This is a genomic window from Streptomyces sp. NPDC059247 (assembly GCF_042754005.1).
GTDB lineage: Bacteria > Actinomycetota > Actinomycetes > Streptomycetales > Streptomycetaceae > Streptomyces.
In genome coordinates this window covers 13,967-32,196 of sequence record NZ_JBHYZW010000035.1, presented here as the reverse complement: position 1 = coordinate 32,196, position 18,230 = coordinate 13,967, and the positions used below count along the sequence as shown (strand labels likewise).

Annotated in this window: 14 protein-coding genes and 4 CRISPR repeat arrays; of the genes, 8 read left to right on the top strand and 6 right to left on the bottom strand. The window is 71.1% G+C overall.

The window, feature by feature from the left end:
* Positions 1-427 precede the first annotated feature (427 nt).
* Positions 428-945: direct repeats of the CRISPR family, unit length 29 nt; unit sequence CTGCTCCCCGCGCCTGCGGGGATGGACCC.
* 829 nt (positions 946-1,774) lie between these two features.
* From ACFXGN_RS31540 to ACFXGN_RS31515, 6 genes are all read right to left on the bottom strand, one after another.
* Entirely contained in the window at positions 1,775-2,362 is a 588-nt protein-coding gene (locus ACFXGN_RS31540) for a hypothetical protein (protein WP_384865664.1), read from the bottom strand.
* A 1,432-nt stretch (positions 2,363-3,794) separates the two neighbouring features.
* Positions 3,795-4,311: a CRISPR direct-repeat array (repeat unit 29 nt; unit sequence CTGCTCCCCGCACGCGCGGGGATGGACCC).
* 1,701 nt (positions 4,312-6,012) lie between these two features.
* Positions 6,013-6,225: direct repeats of the CRISPR family, unit length 30 nt; unit sequence GCTGCTCCCCGTACGCGCGGGGATGGACCC.
* Between the two features lie 275 nt (positions 6,226-6,500).
* Positions 6,501-6,772: direct repeats of the CRISPR family, unit length 28 nt; unit sequence CTGCTCCCCGCGCCTGCGGGGATGGACC.
* 294 nt (positions 6,773-7,066) lie between these two features.
* On the bottom strand, positions 7,067-9,664 hold the full coding sequence (locus ACFXGN_RS31535) for a hypothetical protein (protein ID WP_384865662.1): 2,598 nt from the start codon (positions 9,662-9,664) through the stop codon (positions 7,067-7,069).
* A gap of 1,035 nt (positions 9,665-10,699) precedes the next feature.
* Entirely contained in the window at positions 10,700-11,212 is a 513-nt protein-coding gene (locus tag ACFXGN_RS31530; RefSeq protein WP_384865660.1) for a GNAT family N-acetyltransferase, read from the bottom strand.
* A 38-nt stretch (positions 11,213-11,250) separates the two neighbouring features.
* A complete protein-coding gene (locus tag ACFXGN_RS31525) occupies positions 11,251-12,021 on the bottom strand; it encodes a GntR family transcriptional regulator (protein ID WP_384865659.1) in 771 nt (256 codons plus the stop codon).
* Positions 12,022-12,115: 94 nt separating this feature from the next.
* The gene (locus ACFXGN_RS31520; protein ID WP_384865657.1) at positions 12,116-12,661 is read right to left on the bottom strand and encodes a UTRA domain-containing protein; all 546 of its coding nucleotides are present in this window, start codon (positions 12,659-12,661) and stop codon (positions 12,116-12,118) included.
* A gap of 41 nt (positions 12,662-12,702) precedes the next feature.
* Positions 12,703-13,491, bottom strand: coding sequence for a GntR family transcriptional regulator (locus tag ACFXGN_RS31515; RefSeq protein ID WP_384865655.1), 789 nt, complete (start codon positions 13,489-13,491; stop codon positions 12,703-12,705).
* Positions 13,492-13,989: 498 nt separating this feature from the next.
* On the opposite strand from ACFXGN_RS31515, the gene ACFXGN_RS31510 reads away from it, so the two are divergent.
* The 8 genes from ACFXGN_RS31510 to ACFXGN_RS31475 all read left to right on the top strand — a co-directional run bounded on the left by ACFXGN_RS31510 (position 13,990) and on the right by ACFXGN_RS31475 (position 18,195).
* A complete protein-coding gene (locus ACFXGN_RS31510; RefSeq protein WP_384865653.1) occupies positions 13,990-14,874 on the top strand; it encodes a hypothetical protein in 885 nt (294 codons plus the stop codon).
* 101 nt (positions 14,875-14,975) lie between these two features.
* Positions 14,976-15,398 carry a hypothetical protein gene (locus tag ACFXGN_RS31505; protein WP_384865651.1) on the top strand — a complete coding sequence of 141 codons (423 nt, stop codon included), beginning with the start codon at positions 14,976-14,978 and terminating at the stop codon, positions 15,396-15,398.
* 221 nt (positions 15,399-15,619) lie between these two features.
* Positions 15,620-16,078 carry a hypothetical protein gene (locus ACFXGN_RS31500; RefSeq protein WP_384865649.1) on the top strand — a complete coding sequence of 153 codons (459 nt, stop codon included), beginning with the start codon at positions 15,620-15,622 and terminating at the stop codon, positions 16,076-16,078.
* 94 nt (positions 16,079-16,172) lie between these two features.
* Positions 16,173-16,355: a hypothetical protein gene (locus ACFXGN_RS31495; protein WP_384865647.1), complete on the top strand. Its 183-nt coding sequence runs from the start codon at positions 16,173-16,175 to the stop codon at positions 16,353-16,355.
* 162 nt (positions 16,356-16,517) lie between these two features.
* On the top strand, positions 16,518-16,820 hold the full coding sequence (locus ACFXGN_RS31490) for a WhiB family transcriptional regulator (protein ID WP_384865645.1): 303 nt from the start codon (positions 16,518-16,520) through the stop codon (positions 16,818-16,820).
* A 163-nt stretch (positions 16,821-16,983) separates the two neighbouring features.
* On the top strand, positions 16,984-17,307 hold the full coding sequence (locus tag ACFXGN_RS31485; RefSeq protein WP_384865644.1) for a hypothetical protein: 324 nt from the start codon (positions 16,984-16,986) through the stop codon (positions 17,305-17,307).
* Positions 17,308-17,371: 64 nt separating this feature from the next.
* Positions 17,372-17,719 (top strand): hypothetical protein, encoded by a 348-nt coding sequence (locus tag ACFXGN_RS31480; RefSeq protein ID WP_384865642.1) that lies wholly within the window; start codon positions 17,372-17,374, stop codon positions 17,717-17,719.
* Between the two features lie 110 nt (positions 17,720-17,829).
* The gene (locus tag ACFXGN_RS31475) at positions 17,830-18,195 is read left to right on the top strand and encodes a hypothetical protein (RefSeq protein WP_384865641.1); all 366 of its coding nucleotides are present in this window, start codon (positions 17,830-17,832) and stop codon (positions 18,193-18,195) included.
* Positions 18,196-18,230: the final 35 nt, after the last annotated feature.

Below are 18,230 nucleotides of genomic sequence, written 5' to 3'. Positions count from 1 at the left end.
CCCCGGGGTGTTGGGGGGGGGGGGGGGGTGTGTTCACCCCGCCCCCCCCCTCCGCGGTGGACCCCCCGGGGGCCCCCCCCGCGTCCGGCGGGGGGGGGCCCCCCCGCGGGGGGATGGACCGGCGCGCCGGCTGCGGAACTGGTACGTGAGCCTGCTCCCCGCGCCCGCGGGGCGGATCTGCGGCGGTCGACTCGCCGAGCTGGGTATGAGACCGCTTCCCGCGCCCGTCGACCAGTACCCCGCTGGCAGAGCAGTCCGCTCCCTGCCTGCGGGGAGGGATTATTCCCGGGAGCCCTGCTCCTTGGCCCTGGGTGCGGGTGGCTGGCCTGCCCCAATCGAAGCTTTGCCCGTTCTGCTCGCTTTGCCGGTTTCGGTGAAAGTAGCTCAGAACAAGCTGTTCCTGAGATAGAACTGCAGGTCAGGAAGGCTGCTCCCCGCGCCTGCGGGGATGGACCCCTTGCTCCGGCGGACCGGGGCGAGCTGTGAGACTGCTCCCCGCGCCTGCGGGGATGGACCCCGGCTCGCCGTTGTCCTGCCGACCGGCGCCGGCTGCTCCCCGCGCCTGCGGGGATGGACCCGAGGAGCCAGGTCCAGATGTGGAGCTGGTGGACTGCTCCCCGCGCCTGCGGGGATGGACCCCTCACCCCCGAACTCCTCAGCCCCGACACCGCCTGCTCCCCGCGCCTGCGGGGATGGACCCGGCCCCCGAGCCTGTGCTCGGGGGCCGTCGTCCTGCTCCCCGCGCCTGCGGGGATGGACCCGCCACCAGGGCACGCATGTGGATCACGTTCAGCTGCTCCCCGCGCCTGCGGGGATGGACCCGTGGATGCGCTCGCGGAACGGTTCCACCCCCTCTGCTCCCCGCGCCTGCGGGGATAGACCCGTGCTCGACCAGGTGTCGACTGCGAAGCAGATTTTGCTCCTTGCACGAGCGGGGATGGGCCCGACCTGTCGGTGTCGTAGTGGGGGACGCCCTTCTGCTTCCCGCGCGTGTGGGGATGGATCCGCGCCGGTTGCCTCGCCGGGTGGGGGTCTCGGACTGCTGCCCGCGCGGTCCCGTCGACCAGTACCTCGCAGGACGGCGCCGCCTGCCCCCGCCCGCGAGGGATCACTCCCCGGAGCTCGGAACCCTGCTCCTTGGTCCTGCTGACACACACCGCACACTGGGGAGCGGGCGGCTGGCCTGCCCTGATCGACCACTTGCACGTTCTGCGGCCTTTGTGCGTTTCGGTGAAAGTGGTTCAGAACCCGCTGCGCCTGCGATAGAACTGCAGCTCAGCAAGACTGCTCCCCGTACGCGCGGGGATGGACCCCACGACGACAACCGCCTCCTGGGAACCAGCGACTGCTCCCCGTACGCGCGGGGATGGACCCCGGGCCCGGCGCGCGCGGATGATCCCCATGGACTGCTCCCCGTACGCGCGGGGATGGACCCGAGGGCACCGAGGGCGTCGACCAGGGCGAGGCCTGCTCCCCGCGCCCGCGGGGATGGACCCATGCCGTACTGAGTGCTGGTCTCCTTCGGCTGCTGCTCCCCGCATGCGCGGGGATGGGCCCCACAACAAAATAAGGCGGGGCGACCCAGGATGCTGCTCCCCGCGTGCCTGCGGGGATGGTCGGTGGTACTCGGTCCTGGAGCCGCCGGGTATCGACTGCTGTCGGGGCACTTCGTACTGGGGGATGTATGACTGTCGGGCGGAACATCGAGCGGGCTGGGGAAGGTGCGCGGACGGCCAGGGCGGCGAAGCTGGCTCTTCCCGTGCTCCCGATGGCGTCAGGCGTCGGGGGTGGAGCAGAGCCGTGGGGGTTTGGTCGACAGGACCATCCACACTCTGCGGCCGTCCTCGGAGGCGTCCGTGCCGCAGCTGGCTGTGCCAGGGACCGTGGCCAGAGCGGACAGGATCGACTCCTCGGCCTCAGTACCGGTGTGGCTGAGGACAGCGATGAGGAGCATCGCCTCCTGGTCGGCGAGATGGATGCTGATACGTCGGCCCTCGTCAGCCGCAGCCGCGCCTACCAGGAGACGCACGGCCTTCTCCAGTACATCGTCCTGGGGATGGCTGTACCCCCAGGCGCGCACGGTGGTGGTGACCTTGCCGACGACCTGTCCCGCGACCCAGGGATAGCCGGTCAGGGCCCAGTTCGCGGCGCGCCGGTTCCTGACCGACATGCGGGCCCGGCGGGTCTCCAGCCTGGCCTGTCCGGGCCCGGGCAGCGGCAGTGAGGACGAGACCGGCTTGGTCGACGGCTTCGGCCGCGGAGCCTCGACCGGCTTCTTCTGCGGAGGCGGTGTCCGGGGTGGATAAGTCGGCGGCAGCTTGGGGCCCTTGCCGCTGCTGTCCTTGGGCATCAGGTCCGTCACGACAGCCCCCTCACCGTTCAGGTACGCCTCGAGGCTAGCCCACCAACGCATCGCAGGTGACCGATCCGGGAAACGAGAGGCCACAGGCAACAGACGAGTATGTGACGCACCAGCAGCTGCTTCCCGCGCGCGGACAGCCCCAGTCGCGCGACACCTTCTCCACACCGGCCACCGACCTGCCACCGCCTGCGCAAGGAATGGATCGGTTCACCGCCGCGGCCGACCAGGACCGTGCACTGCTCCCTGCGCGCGGGGACCGCCCCCTGCCGACCAGTACCTCGCAGGACGACACTGCCCGCTGCGCCTGCCCGAGGGCTCCCCCTCCCCTCTCGCGGAGTCCGGAGCCCTGCTCCTTGTTCCTGCTGGCGTAGACCGGGATCCTGGATGGCGGTCGGCTGGCCTGCCCCGATCGACGCTTTGAGTATTCTGGTCGCTTTGCCGGTTTCGGTGAAAGTAGTTCAGAACCCGCTGCGCCTGCGGTATAACTGCAGGTCAGCAAGCTGCTCCCCGCGCCCGCGGGGATGGACCCACCCGGTGGTGGGTCGGCGTTCCCCGGTACGCCTGCTCCCCGCGCCTGCGGGGATGGACCCTCCCCTCGCGGAGTACGAGGCGAAGCCCGTGGCTGCTCCCCGCGCCCGCGGGGATGGGTTCGCGGTGGTCGCTTTGTCGAGCGTGGCATCGGACTGCTCCGGCATGGCCTTCGCCGTCGACCGGTGGCTCGACGGACGGTGCCGCCCGTTCCCCCGGCCGACCGCAGGGGCCTTCCGGAGCCGCGAGCCCTGCTCCTTGTTCCCGCTGGCGCGGACCAGATCCTGAATGGCGGGCGACCAGCCTGCCCCGATCGACAATTTAACCGTTCTGGACCATTTATCGGTTTTGGTGAAAGTGGTTCAGAACAAGCTGTTCCTGCGATAGAACTACAGGTCAGCAAGGCTGCTCCCCGCGCCCGCGGGGATGCACCCCCGGGGTCGGTGAGCATCCGCTGGTAGGCCCCCTGCTCCCCGCGCCCGCGGGGATGCACCGCGAGAGACCCCCATGCGCCGGACATGAAGACGCTGCTCCCCGCGCCCGCGGGGATGCACCCCAGCAGGGCATCCCGCATGTCTTCACGGCCGGCTGCTCCCCGCGCCCGCGGGGATGCACCCGCGCTCGATGTCGAGGAGGCCCGTCCGTGCCCTGCTCCCTGCACGCTCAGGGATCACTCCCCCGTCGACCGACACCTTGCTGGACGGTGCCGCTTGCTCCCCGGCCGCAAGGGCCTCCCGGAGTTCGGAGCCCTGCTCCTTGGTCCCTGCTGGCGCGGACCGGACCCTGGATGCCGGGCAGCTAGCCTGCCCCGATCGGCACTTTGACTGTTATAGGAACCTTGCCGGTTTCGGTGAAAGCGGTTCAGAACGAGATGCGCCTGCGGTAGAACTGCAGGTCAGCAAGACTGCTCCCCGCACGCGCGGGGATGGACCCATGTCGAGTCCTTCCGGGTGAGGGGCGCCGGGCTGCTCCCCGCACGCGCGGGGATGGACCCCGCTCGCCGCGTCCATCGCCCTCCTGTGGCCCCTGCTCCCCGCACGCGCGGGGATGGACCCGCCTTTGAGCAGGCACTCACAGGCGGGATTCACTGCTCCCCGCACGCGCGGGGATGGACCCATGTCGCTGTGCGAGGACGGCGAATGGAGGGCCTGCTCCCCGCACGCGCGGGGATGGACCCGCGCCGTAGAACTCGCCGTGTTCGCCTGCGTCCTGCTCCCCGTACGCACGGGGATGGACCCTGTCACCGAAGCCAGTGCCCGCACTGAGGGGACTGCTCCCCGTACGCACGGGGATGGACCACGCGGCGGGCAGCGCCCTCTCGTCCGCCACGGCTGCTCCCCGTACGCACGGGGATGGACCCGACACCCAGACCTCGATCTGGGTCGCAGAGCTCTGCTCCCCGTACGCACGGGAATGGACCCTACGACCCGGCCGCCCACGACCCGTAGGCGCGGGGATGGGCTCGATCTTCGCTCTCGATGCCGGCTGCTTCTCGTGCGCGTGTGGGTTGATCCGCGCCGGTTGCCCCGCTGAGTGGGGCCTCGGACTGCTTCCCGCATGGCCCCCGTCGACCAGTGTCTCGCTGGACGGCGACGCCTGGGCCCGGACGCCGGACTCGCCCCGCGGCCCCGGCTGCGCTTCGCGCGGCCCCCGTTGACCGGTGTTGGCCGGCGCCTTGCTGAATGGTCCGTCCGCCCGGGCCGCAGGGGATCACTCCCCGGTGTCCGCGTCTGGTGCTCTGCTCCTTGGTCCTGCCGAGCGACCTGGTCCAGGACCGCAGGCGGCTGGCCTGCCCCGATCGGCACCTTGACCGCTATAGGAGCCTTGCCGGTTTCAGTGAAAGTAGCTCAGAACCAACAGTGCCTGCGGTAGAACTGCAGCTCAGCAAGACTGCTCCCCGCGCCCGCGGGGATGGACCCGCTGGGCCCCCGGTTGGTACGCGAGCGCATAGCTGCTCCCCGCGCCCGCGGGGATGGACCCTTCCCACCTGCAACGTCGCCGCCCCGCATGAGCTGCTCCCCGCGCCTGCGGGGATGGACCCTCATCCTGATGGCCGGTCTCCCCGGGTCAGGGCTGCTCCCCGCGCCCGCGGGGATGGACCCACCGCGATCGAGACGCCGGACATGGGGACCGACTGCTCCCCGTACGCGCGGGGATGGACCCATGCCCGAGAACATCGGATATGCGGAGATTGCCTGCTCCCCGCGCCTGCGGGGATGGGTCGGTTCGCCGACGCGGCCGACCGGAGGCGCGCTCTGCTTCCTGGGCGCGGGGAGCGCCCCCTGTCGACTGGTATCTCGCCGGACGGCACCACCCACTGGGCCCGCCCGAGGGCTAACCTCCCCTCCCTCCCGGAGCTCTGCTCCTTGGCGCTGCTGGCGCGACCGGGACCAGGGGCGGCTGGCCTGCCCTGATCGACCATTTGCCCGTTCTAGCGTCTTTGCCGGTTTCGGTGAAAGTGGTTCAGAACCAGCTACACCTGCGGTAGAACAGCAGGTCAGCAAGCTGCTCCCCGCGCCCGCGGGGATGGATCCCGCTCCACCACCACGCGCTGCGCCCGCGTCAGCTGCTCCCCGCGCCCGCGGGGATGGATCCGCCCAACTCCGGGGCACCAGCAGCGCCCCAGCCTGCTCCCCGCGCCCGCAGGGATGGACCCGTCGCTCAGGACGAAGCCCAGACCAACGCCGGCTGCTCCCCGCGCCCACAGGGATGGACCCGTCGTCACCGAGCAGGCGGTCGACCTGCCGTCCTGCTCCCCGCGCCCGCAGGGATGGACCCATGCAGCGCCGGAAGCTGATCGCCCGTGGTGACTGCTCCCCGCGCCCGTGGGGACGGGCCGGATTTGCCGACGCTACCTACCGGGAACGCACACCGCTCCCCGGCGTGCCCCCTCTCGACTGATGGTTCGCCGGACGGTGCCGCCCGTCGGGCCTGTCAGAGGGTTCACTTCCCTCCCGGAGTCCGCAGCCCTGCTCCTTGGTCCCGCTGACACACACCGCACACTGGGGAGCGGGCCGCTGGCCTGCTCCGATCGACCACTCGCCCGTTCTGGGAGCATTGCCGGTTTCGGCGAAAGTGGTTCAGAACCCGCTGCGCCTGCGGTAGAACTGCAGCTCAGCAAGGCTGCTCCCCGTACGCGCGGGGATGGACCCGAAGCACGGCGCGCCTTGCGTCCGACAACGAGCTGCTCCCCGTACGCGCGGGGATGGACCCAGGGCTCCAGCGGCCAGCAGAGCGGCGGCGCCCTGCTCCCCGTACGCGCGGGGATGGACCCCCGACAGCACCTCGACGACCCCCAAGTAGCCGCTGCTCCCCGTATGCGCGGGGAATCGGTCGGGTTCGCCGACGTGACGACCGGGGGCGTGCACCGCTCCCTGGAGCGCCCTCCGTCGACTGATGCCTCGCCGGACGGCGCCGCCTGCCAGGCCTGACAGAGGGCTCCCCTCCCGGAGCCCGCAGCCCTGCCCCTTGTTCCTGTTGACGCGGGCCAGAACTTGGGGGGGCACTGGCCTGCCCTGATCGACACTTTGACTGTTCTGGGCTCTTTGCCGGTTTCAATGAAAGTGGTTCAGAACGAGCTGCACCTGCGGTAGAACTGCAGGTCAGGAAGCTGCTCCCCGCGCCCGCGGGGATGGACCCATCGACCGCGAGGTGTACGAGGCACTCTGCAACTGCTCCCCGCGCCCGCGGGGATGGACCCAAGCTCACGCACACGGGTGCTCTCGGAGCCGACTGCTCCCCGCGCCTGCGGGGATGGACCCTGTCCCCGATAGATGAGAGATTGCCGTCCGTCCTGCTCCCCGCGCCTGCGGGGATGGACCCCGCCTGCCGTAGCTATCCGACCGCTCTGCCCACTGCTCCCCGCGCCTGCGGGGATGGACCAGGTCTTCGCTCCGTACGTGGGGGCGTCGAGGACGACGGCCAAGCGGCGGGACTCCTCGTTGAACCCCGTGGCCCGGACATGGCCGACGAGCTCGGTCGCGGCCGTGGTGAGGATGGTCTCCCACTGGGCCAGGACGCTGCCGTCGGCGGCCGGGGCGACCAGGCCGCGCTCGGTCATCATCAGGCCGATCGCCGCACCGAGCCGGAGCGGCTCGCGGCCGTCTCTCCGTACCTCCCGGGCGGCGAGCAGGGCCTGGCGGGCGAGGTCGACGCCGGACAGCTCCGAGACGGCGTTCACGCGGTCACCTCCAGTGCCTCGCCGTCCAGCGGACGGTCGGCGAGCTCGGGCAGGCGCTGGGTCCACGGCGCGGGCCGGACTGGCTCCGGGCGGGCCTGTGTGCGCAGCTGCTCCAGCCACACGGCGAGCAGGTGCTCGGCGGTGCGGTTCTGGGCCTGCGCGGCGGCCTCGGTCGCGGCGCGCTGGGCGTCGTCGCTGTCGGGCATGGCCCGGTGCCAGGGCTTGGCCAGCTCGGTCGCGTACGCCTTTCGGGCCTTGGCCTGGGCCTCCTGGCTGCGGCCGAGCATCACCAGGGCCTCGTGCCGGTACTCGGCGACCAGGTTCCCGGCGGTGAGGAGCGCGTCGTGTGCGGCGGCGTCCTCGAGGTCCTGCGGGCTGGTCGCTTCCAGAGCGGCCGGGTCCGCGAGCTCCTGGACCTGCGCCCATTCGGCGGCGATGGTGTCCTTGATGGCCGTACGGACCTCGGCGACGACGGCCGCGACGGCGACCTGGTCGGTCGGGTCGGTCGACCAGGTGGCGGCGAGGAGACCGGCCTCGCCGATCAGGACCTCGACCTGCCGCCGGTGACCGCACGCCCCGCACAGCCCAGCAGACCGCTCCCGGCCGCAGTCCCCGCACGCCACGGCCTGCCGGACCGCCGCCCGCTCCCGCTCGACGGCGGCCTGCGCCTCAGCCTCGGCACGGAACGCCGCACGCCGCTCCGCCCGCTCCCGGGCCTCAGCCTGACGGGCCACCAGCACGGCGGCCTCGGCCTCGGCCTGGCGCCGCATCCTGGCCTCGATCTCCCGGTACCGGGCATCCGTCGCCAGGCCGGGCAGCTCGCGGTCGACCTCGGCCGCGATCCGCACCCGCCACGCCCGGCGCCAGTGGAGCACCGTCGCGCAGTTGTCGCAGTCGGCGCCGGTGTCGAGCCGGAGCCCGTCGTCGCACCGGACGTCCGAGCACGACGGCCGGCGCACCAGCCCGCGGTGGGTGATCCAGCCGTACGGGCGGGCGATCAGGGCCTCGCCGCCGGTCTCCTCGAGCCGGGACGTCAGCCGGGCGGCCAGCACCGACGGGGCCTGCGCCGACTGCTCCAGCACCTGGCGCAGCTGGGCGAGCTCCGCCTTCGCGGCCTTGCCGACGCGGTCCTGCTGCCAGCGGTTCAGCTTCGTCCACAGCCAGGACACCGGCGCCAGAGCCACCCGCAGACCAAGATCAACAGGAAGGTCCGTCCGCCCCTGCTGCTGCGTCTTTCGACCACCCACGACCGTCAGCCGGGCACCAGCACCAGCGGCGACGCCGCCAGCCTGCTCGTTGACGGATGACTCGTTGGGCTTTTCACCGCGAAGCGGGTCGGCCCCGGCCACCGGGCACCCAGACCCGGCCACGGCGCTCTCGCCGTCGACGGCATGGCCCTCGCGCACGCACGCGCGTCCCGGCCGACGGCCTTCCGCCTCACGGCCTTCGCCGGAAAAGCGACCAGAGAGCTGCGGGGGAACGACGGGAGTAACCGGGTGAGAGTGATCAGTGTGAAGGGCTACTGCAACATCGGGCTCTGCCGCTTCGTCCTCATCCGCCACCGGCACGCCGCTGACCTGGGAGTCCGTCTCCGCTTCCGGCGTCTCAATAGGCCTTGCCGCAACGTCGGGAACACCGGGCTCTGAAAACCCGGGCTCCAGGACCTCCGCACGGTCCTCCTGGACGTCGTCGGCGACCGTACGTCCGTGCGCGGCGGCGACCGCCGGCACCATCAGCCGCGACCGGTTCGCCATGCCCGAGCCGGTCTTCAGACGCACCCGCAGCACCAGCTCCCGGTCCTCCAGGCGCTCCAGCACCCGCTCCCCCGCTGACGCCGTGCACCCCAGCAGCCGGGCCACCGTCGCAGCCGCCCGGCCGCGCTTGGTGTCCACGCTCCCGCCGCACTGCCGCACCCGCCCGGTCTCCCGCGCCTCCAGCACCAGCAGCAGCAGCGCCAGGCGGTCCGTCGCCGCGCCCCGACCGGTACGCGTACCGATGAGCCCGGCCGGAGTGACCCGACCATCGCGGTGCTTCCAGCCCGGACCCATCACGGCCTCCAGCAGCCGCCACAAGGTGGCGTACTCCTTCTTCGACAGGTTCAGCGGGTGCCCGACGACGTCCTGCGCCGCCCACAGCGGCAGCACCCGGCACTCCAGCCCGTCGTCCTGGCCGTACTCGCCCGGCGCCGTCTCCACGCAGACCACGCCCGAGCGGCGCAGCACCGGCAGCACGTCGGAGGCCGTGTACGACGCGGACGCCCCGATCCACCGGCCCAGCTCGGAGGTGCGGATCTCCACCACACCGGTCTCCGACGGCGTACGCGACGCCAGCACCAGTACCGCCAGACGCACCGCGTCCGAGGCCCCGGCCAGGCCGGCCGTGTCCAGCAGCATCCGCACCGCGCCACCCAGACGGGCGCGCGCGTCCGACCCGAGCGACAGCGGATGACCTGCCGCCCGCTCCGGGACCGGCCCGGCCGGGACGGACCGCAGCCGACGCCGCGAGCTCCCGCCCGGCGGGACGCCGACGGAGTTGTCGACGACGTCCCAGAAGTCGTGGTCCACCGTGGCGGCCGTCGCCGCGCCCGCGCTCACAGAGACATCCCCGAGGTCAGGCGGTCAGCCGACCGGGCGTAAACGGCGTGACAGTTGATGGGTGTGATGTGTGTCACATTCCCGCCAGGGGGGACGCCGCAACCTGCGGGAATCACCCCAGAGGGGGTGCTGGCCTGGCCGTGGTCGACCTGACAAGTCGACCGGAGCTCGTGCACTATGGCGTTAACCGCCTTCCATATAGATCAACAAGGACCGATCTCCGTTGGAGATCGGACGGGCGGGGCGCCCCCTCCGTGAGGAGCGGGCACCGGACGAAGAGCCAGAGGCGAGTCCTATCTCTCCTTGCGTGATTCGAACGGGCGTTCCGAAGGCCCTTGCCGGGGTCGGCGGAACGGAAGCCACTTCGGTGGTGAAGCCGCTTCGGCGGTGCTGTGCAGAAGCCCCCTTGCCGGGGGGCCGCTGCGGTTACTGCTTGGTCCTCGCGGACCGGGTGGTGCATTGGATTGCAAGACCCAGCTCGATGAGCTGGAGCCCAGAGCCGGGTACGAACCGGGGACTGGGCGGCCGGCCTGGATGTTGATCTGGTCGGGGTGAAGGGCCGCGCGAGGCCAAAGTGGATTGCCGTCCACTCGTCTGGCGCGCGCGGCCGGTGGCGCTACGTCACCCCGACCCCCTTGATTCCGAGGCCGGTGTCGGCGTACGCGGAGGTGCACTCGATGGCGTGATCGCGATGGAGGAACGGCGAAGCTGCGCGTGTAGTTCCGCGTCGGCGGGTAGCCTTCATCCCGCGAGCACCTCCCATCAAGGTGTGCCGCCCAACGAGGCTTAGCCCCGTTCGAGATGCCCCAGCAGACCATGCCCGGTCGCTGGGGTTCTCGTCGTTATGGATCACTGCTGGGCACAGCCTAACCGCACGACCCGACAGAACTGCGGGACGAATTCGGGAAGCGTCCGAGGTGCCCGGAATGCCGTGCCCGCCTGCCGGGAAACGCGAGGCGAATGGCCCGCTGAGCGAGACGTTCACCGGTCCCCCCTTTCGCGAGACATCGTCAACTTGGTGCCGGGCTTGCTGGATCAGACCGGGAATTCCGGCGCCTCGGGTGTGGACAGCAGAGCGTGCGGGTGGCGTACGACCGAGGCTGGCCTCTGCCCCATCCACCCCGAGAGGCGATGGGCAGGTGCCTCGGTACGGACGTGCGTGAAACCCTCGGCCAGGTAGAACCGCTGGAGCGCCAGGTTGTCGCGCCAGCAGTCCAGCCGCACCCACGGCTTGCCCTGCGCGCGTGCCTGGCTGCCGACCCAGTCGAGGAGACGGCCGCCGAGGCGGCTCCCCTTCGCAGATCGTGAGGTGATGAGTTTTGCTACGTAGACACCGCTTTCGGGGGCGTCGCTCGGCCGCCAGAAATCCATGTCAGCCGGAGCGAGAGTCACCGTCGCGAGAACGGCCTCGTCCTCGACAACCCAGGTACGGCCGGCCTCGATGTCGGACATCCACTTTTTCAACGCCGGCGCGCGAGTCTGAGCGTTCTGCCACTGTTCAATTCCAGCAGCAGCGAGCCACCCTTCGGCTTCGATGCGCAGCGCCATCAGGGAGTCAACATCCGCCGTAGTAGCGGAGCGCAAGATCATCGGGTGAGCTCCAACTCGTAGACGATCCGGTTTCGGTCGCCGGGGGCGATCGTGACCATTACCCGGACCGGAACGTCGCTGGTCCCGTATCCGATCCGAGCGTGCTGGCATACGGGGGTGCCCGGCAGGTTCTGGAGGCTGAGGCGCTCGATCTCGGCGTCCGTGGGCATCCTGATGTCGAGTTCGTCGCGAATGCGGAACTGGGGGTTGCCCGTGGCGGCAAGGATGCCGCCCTTCATGGTGACGTCTCGTTCCTCCATGAGCGGGGTGCCCTCGGCGACCTCGACGGGGAACCAGCTGTCTGCGAGCTGGCAGGGCTCGCCGTCGACGAGCCGAAGCCGTCGACGGGCGACGACCGGCGTGCCCGGCTCCAGACCGAGCCAGTGCGCGATGTCCTTCGGCGCCGGTTCGACTGAGACCTGCGGGATGCCCTGCTCAGGCTCCCTGCCCTGGGCCCTCACCTGCGCCTTCCAGTCGTCCGTGTTGGTGATTGGATCGTCGCGCCGCTCGCCGCGCTCGTACTCACCGGGGTTCCAGACCAGCGGGTTGTAGACCCGCACGAACGCCCCCGCGCCTTGGCGCGCGACGACGTGGCCGGACTCTTTGAGCTGGGTGATGGCCCGATACACGACGAGCTCGCTGGCGCCGAACTCCGCCGCGAGCTGCTTCGTGCTGGGCAACCTGTCGCCCGGCTGAAGCGCGCCGGAGGCGATCCGGGCGCGGAAGCTTTCCGCGATCGATCTGGCCGTAGCCGGCTTCGTAGTCATGGCGGCACCTTAGCGCAACTTCCTATCGGAAGTAATGGGTGGGGTTGTTCAGCCTGTTTCCGATCGGCTGAACAACCCCGAACGACGCGGCCAGTTAGTTGGTCGGCACGCTGTAACGCAGCACCCAGGCGCCCGAAGCCAGAGTGTGCACGGTCACCTCGACGGCCCGCCCTTCGACGGTTCGGCCGACGTGGATGATGCGCAGCAGGAGGGCTCCGGTCTCAACGCCAAGCGCCTCAGCCTCGGCCGCGCTTGCCGGGTGCTGCTGGATCTCCTCGGTGACCTCGGTCTGCTCGAAACCAGCCTCGGCCATACGCGAGATGATCCCGCCCCTGCCCGGGTCGGGCTGTTCGATCCCTGCGGCCTCGGCGACATCGAGCGGGATGTACGAGTCGGCGAGCTGCACCAGGCGGTCGTCGCGGAACATCTTGCGCTTGCGTGTGGCCGTCTCGGTGCCGGCCTCCACGCCGAGGATCGCGGCGACGGCCTCCGGGGCCGCGTCGCGCTCGACAGCTGTCTCGACGCGCGGAGTGGAGCCCAGCTTCCTGATCTCGGTGTCGAAAGCGCCGCGCGAGGTGCCCTCCTCACGGCGGGCGCGCAGGTAGCGGGTCGAGGAGTCGCGCAGGATCTTGTCGCTCACGGTGATGGATCCATCTTTCGTCTTGTGGGTTTGATGGGTGGTTATGCCGGATTGCTGTCTTCTTCCGGCGGGTCGATCGGCCAGGTGTAGCTCAAGGTCCACAGGGTCGTCGACACCACGTGTACGCAGACCTCGACGGCACGGCCTTCCGCGCTGCGGGCCACATGCGTGATCTCGTACACCTGACGCTCTGCGGGGATGGCCAGGGAATCGGCCTCCTCCGGACCGGGCGAACGGACGTTGATCGTCTCCGTGATGGTCCGCTGACCGTTCCCTAGTTCCTCCAGGCGGCTCTTCGAACCTCCCGGGCCTGTGTCCTGCTGTTCCAGCGCGGTGTCGAACGCGACATCGCCCGGGAAGTAACTCGTCGCCAGCTGTACGACGATCTCGTTCGCCAGCATGACTCGCGCGCGAATCAGCACGGTCTCCGAGGTGGCAGGGTCGATGTCGAACAGCTCGGCGATGCGGGCCGGCGGGCTACCGCGGCTGATGGTGGTCCTGCTGATTGGCGCCATTCCCAGACGTTCGATCTCGGATGCGAAAGCGCCGCGGGCGCCGCTCCGCTCGCGAGCGACGCGCAGGTAGCGCCCGGTCCCGTCGCGGTGGATCTTCCCCAAGATGGGCGACACGATCGTGCCCAGCCTCTGAATGCCGATCGTAAGGCCGCGTTCGGTCAGGTCGCCGTACGCCCGTTGGACTGTAGTCCGCGAGCCGCGGCCGGCGGCAACGAGGTCAGCGATCTTCGGCAACTTCGTGCCGGGCGGGTACACGCCTTCGGCGATCTCGTCTGCCAGCTCGTCTGCGAGCTGCTTCCACCGTGGCGGTGCCATGGCGCTCCCTTCCTGCCTGTGGTCCAGCGACCATCCAACCTTAATTCCGGTATTAACGCACGGGACCGCTTGACCCACGACAAAAAACCGGGATTATTCAACAGGTCGGCTGTGGCGGCTCGCGCACGCAGGGTCACCTCAGCGACAGGGCAACTTCCTATCGGAAGCTGTTGACGTCGGCGCCCGGGTGGGTCTAACGTCTCCATCAGCTTCCGATAGGAAGTCGCAACAAGCGGCGTCTTAACGCTGGTTGATGCTGGGTCATATGGCCCTGCACCACTGCAGTTCTGCGGCCCGTCTCTTCGGAGTCGGGCAGGTGGCCGGAGGCGGTAGCCAAGACCAAACCCCCCGGCCTGGCAGGACTGCTTGCACGACCTCAGCGCTGATGCGCTGTCTATCCGCCGGGACGCGGGCCTCTGGCTCGTGGACCTGGTGGGTGGAGAGAGCATCCCCCCGCGAACCCCCTCCCCCTTCTTCTCTTCCTGCCGAGGAGTCGCCATGCCCGAGCTCGCCATGCCCAAGGCCGCCAAGCGCCGGGGCCGCACCCGTACCTCCCGCGTCAGCCCCCTCGACGCGATCGTCCTCTCGACCCTGTCGCCCGGTCACATCGACATGCGGCGGGTCGAGTCCACCCAGAAGCGCCGCATCTCGCTGGTCTGCCCGGCCTGCACGACCTGGGTGGCCATCACCCCGCACCGCGGCAACTACCTGCTCAAGCTCGTCCCGCACCACACCGGCCGGGCCGGCGTCGACGCCGCGATCCGCTGCGGCTCCAGCAACCGCCTCGTCGAGGTCGACGTCAGTGCGGACGCCTGGAGCCGCCAGTACGAGGAGTGGGCGCGCGAGGAGCGCCTCGCCGTCGACGTCACCCGTCACCGTCGCGCCACCGTCCAGACCCTCAAGGTCGGCCGGCCACAGGAGCGTCCCGCCGACCGGCGAGCGCAGTGGGAGCGTGCGATGCCTGCGGCCCGCCGGGCGGATGCCGCCCGTGCGGTTCCGGCCGACGCGATCCCCACCACGCGTGGTCGGGCTGTCGACGGCCCCGCCGGCGCCCTGCCGGCCATGATCGGGCAGGAGGCCGGGGACGACCGTTCCGTCCATGCCCTGGCCGCCGGAACCCTCCGCGTCCTGGCCGAGGCCGCCCCGGACCGTTCCGCGAGCGACGTCCTCGAGGAGCACCTCGCCCGCGTCGCCTACACGCACCTGGCCACGCTCTTGCGCCGCCCCCTGACCCCGGCCGACCAGTCCGAACACATCAAGCTGGTGGCCGCGGTCAGGGCCGAGTTGCCCGCCCCGGCCCCGGGCGAGACCGCCGCGGCGTACACCGCCCGCCGCAAGCCCGCCTTCGGCGCCCGCCGCCGCAAGCCCGCTCTCGCAGCCTGACCCGCACAACCGCCCCGGCCTCGGCTCCCGCACCGTGCGGGGGTCGAGGCCGGGGCCGTCTGCTCCCGTCCCTGCCCGCTCACCGCACCCAGGAGGTCCCGATGCCCGCCACTCTGACCCTGACGTCCCACCGGCCCAGCAGCAGCGAAGTGTTCGACGCCGAGACGCTCGCGCTCCTGGACGAGCTCGACGTCCCGCTCCCCATCGACCTCGACGACGTCGAGGTCGACCTCGACGTCGCCTGGGGCGCGCCGCTGGCGATGTACGAGCCCGCGGGCACCGCCCGGGAGCTGCGCCGGTACGCGGCCGCGGTCCTGACCGTCGCGCCCAACCGCCGCCACGAGCTCGCCCTCGCGCACGGCGCCGAGATCACCGCCCGCGTCGACGCCGGCCGCGACATCCTCGCCGCAGACCCGGGCATCACCACCCGTATCCGCGAGCGCCTGGTCGATGTCCTCCTCCCCCACGCCACCCGGCTGCGCGTCACGCGCCGGGCCGCCCGGGTGTTCCCGGAAGCGGCGTGACGGTGGCCTTGGAGCTGCTCCTAGGTCTGGGCCGTGCGCTGACCGCACCCGCCCACGCCTGACCGCCCCGCCGGCCCCGCACGAACACCCACGGGCCCGCCCCTCACCTCTGTTGCTCCAGGTGAGGGGCGGGCCCGCGGCTGCTCGTACGACAGCCGACAAAAAAATGATCGGCCCCCGGATTGCGCCCGGGAGCCGATCGGACTCCCGAAGGAGAACCAGTGACCCTCAGCATGACACATCCCGCCCCGTCCCTCACCGGCAACTGCTGCAGCTGCGGCGGCCCGTTCGAGTCCTGCCGGTGCGGCGCCCGCCCCCAGACCGGCGGCGGCGCCCTGCCGCTCCTGCCCTTCCAGTCCGGGACCGTCGACGACATCCACGACGAGGACGAGGCCACCGGCCTCGAGCCCTACGACGACCTCGCCGCGCTCCACCAGCTCGTGCGCCGTCTCGTCACCGACGGCGACCACCGCGCCCAGCGGGCCGATCGCCGGGCCCGGCGCACCCTCGGCGAGATGGTCCCCGGCCACACCCGCCAGCCCCTCCTCACCCTCCACCGGCCGCGGATGGGCGACCTCTGCCCGCTGTGCGACAAGGACCCCTGCGCCGACGGGTGCCCGTACGGTTCGGCCGCCTCGGGCCCGGTGACCATCGCGTCGGCCGCCGGTCGGGTCCGGTGAGGGCCGTGGTCCTCGGCCTCACCGACGCCGAGCGCGAGGAGCTCTCCCGGAGGCTCGCCGAGGTCAACAAGCGAAGCCGGGAGCGGTGAAGGAAGTGAGCGGCCGCCAGAAGGCGGACCTGTACCGCCGGTACATGGCCGCCGACCGGGCCTACCGGCAGCACGCCGTCACCTGCACCGTCTGTACCCGCACCGACCCGGCCCCGGACTGCCGGGTCGGGGCACGGCGGCACGAGTCCTTCTCGACTCTGCAGGCGGCCTACCTCAACACCCTGTAGCGGCCCTTCCGGGCGCTGTCCGCCCGTCCCTTCCCGGACAGCGCCGGTGGACCGGGCCTGGGACGCCCGTGCTCCGGCCGGTACGGCCGTCGGTAATGCAGCAGCCCCGGCGAGCCGAGTCCCGGGGCTGCTTCCTGACAGAGGACCTGATCGGAGGCCCACATGAAATTCACCGTATCCACCCGTCACTACGCGCCGACCGCGACATGCGCGGTGCCCACCCAGCCCGTCACGGCCTGCTCCGGCCTTGACCCCGAACTCTTCTTCCCGGTCGGCGAGTCCGGTCCGGTGCTGCTCCAGGAGCAGGAGGCCAAGGCCGTCTGCCGTCGCTGCCCGCTGATGGACAGCTGCCTCCAGGGCGCGCTGGACCGGGGCGAGACGACCGGAGTGTGGGGCGGCACCTCCCCGCGCGACCGCCGCACCATCCTGCTCCGCGAGGCCGCGGCCCGGACGAAGACCGCCTGACAAGGACCCGGTCGTCCTTCCCGCACGCCGGGAGCGCGACCGAAGTCCCTGCCCGCATGACCGCACCAACGGCAGCTGGCCGCCCGCCTGACGGGCCGCCCGGCTTTCGCCCGCCCGCAGCCGGGCATCGGCCCACGTCGATGCCCTTCACCCAGGAGGCGCTATGCGCACCACTCGCCGCGACGGCTGGACCGCCGCCGACTACGACTCCGAGCAGATCCTCCACGAGCTCGGACACCCCGACGCAGCCGCCCGGGTGACCAGGGCGCGCCGTCGGCGCCCGGTCCGTCGGGCCTGGCGCGTACTGCGCACCAGGCTCCACCGTCCCGTCCCGAAGGTGTCGGTGTGTGTCGACTGGGACGCGGCCCGTGCCGCCGCCGATGCCGTCAACCGCGGTGACACCGGTGAGGCCGACCGCATCGTCCGGGCTACCGCCGACCCGCGCGGCACCGCGTTCGCGGCGTTCCGCTTCATCAGCGTCGAGTGACCTCCCCACCCCCGGTGGCTGCCCCTCCCGCCAGTTCTTCAGAGACGACGACAGGAGTTTTCAGATGCCCGTGGACATGAGCAGATTCGGCGGCGGCCGCTGGGTCAAGACCCACCCCGGCAACCTCGACATCCGGGGCTTCCCGATGCACGACCTGTTCCTGATCGGCTTCAACGAGGACTGCGGCACGGTCGTGCTGCCGACCGAGTCCCGGGCCGAGAACGCGGCGGCCGCGCTGGAGCCCGCCTACGAGACCCGGGTGTACGTGATGGCCCACCGGAGCGGCGAGGAGGTATGGGCGACCGACTACACCCGCCGCGCCCCGGACGGCACGACCTTGTCCGCCTTCATCACCAACCTGACCCTCAAGGACGGCCGCCAGGTCATCAAGGACGGCCGCTGGGTGCGCTGACGCCCCTGTCTGCCGGTTGCCTTTCCCCGCTCGTCCCGGCCCCGGCGCCGGTACGGGCGGGGCGAGGGGAGCCGGACAGCCCGGACCACCAACCTCCTCGAGGAGATGCCGTGGGCATCAGCATCCAGAAGACCGTCAGCCCCGTCGCCGTCTTCAGGGACGGCGACTACGTCCTGTACCGCGACCCGGACCTGTACTGGACCGGGCAGAGCGGCCACACCTTCGTCTGCAGGGTCAAGAAGGCGTGGGCGACCGGCGTCTACCACCTGACCGAGCTCGGCTCCGCCCGACTGATCGAGTTCGCCAGGCCGGACTACATGCGGCTGCTGCCGCCGATCGACGCGATGCGCGACATCGACACCGCCCCGCTGAACGGCGCCGCCGCCGAAGGCATGACCGCAGCCGCGATGGCCTGGCTCACCCAGCAGCACACCACCGCCAACAAGCTGCCCGAGCTGCCCGCCCCCCGCGACTGACCAACCCACCCCGCACCACTACCGCCCCGGGAAGC

Excerpts from the sequence above, each read along its gene's own strand:
- ACFXGN_RS31530 (WP_384865660.1), bottom strand. The coding sequence starts at position 11,212 with ATGGCGCTGCGCATCGAAGCCGAAGGGTGGCTCGCTGCTGCTGGAATT.
- ACFXGN_RS31525 (WP_384865659.1), bottom strand. The coding sequence starts at position 12,021 with ATGACTACGAAGCCGGCTACGGCCAGATCGATCGCGGAAAGCTTCCGC.
- ACFXGN_RS31515 (WP_384865655.1), bottom strand. The coding sequence starts at position 13,491 with ATGGCACCGCCACGGTGGAAGCAGCTCGCAGACGAGCTGGCAGACGAG.
- ACFXGN_RS31510 (WP_384865653.1), top strand. The coding sequence starts at position 13,990 with ATGCCCGAGCTCGCCATGCCCAAGGCCGCCAAGCGCCGGGGCCGCACC.
- ACFXGN_RS31505 (WP_384865651.1), top strand. The coding sequence starts at position 14,976 with ATGCCCGCCACTCTGACCCTGACGTCCCACCGGCCCAGCAGCAGCGAA.
- ACFXGN_RS31490 (WP_384865645.1), top strand. The coding sequence starts at position 16,518 with ATGAAATTCACCGTATCCACCCGTCACTACGCGCCGACCGCGACATGC.
- ACFXGN_RS31485 (WP_384865644.1), top strand. The coding sequence starts at position 16,984 with ATGCGCACCACTCGCCGCGACGGCTGGACCGCCGCCGACTACGACTCC.
- ACFXGN_RS31480 (WP_384865642.1), top strand. The coding sequence starts at position 17,372 with ATGCCCGTGGACATGAGCAGATTCGGCGGCGGCCGCTGGGTCAAGACC.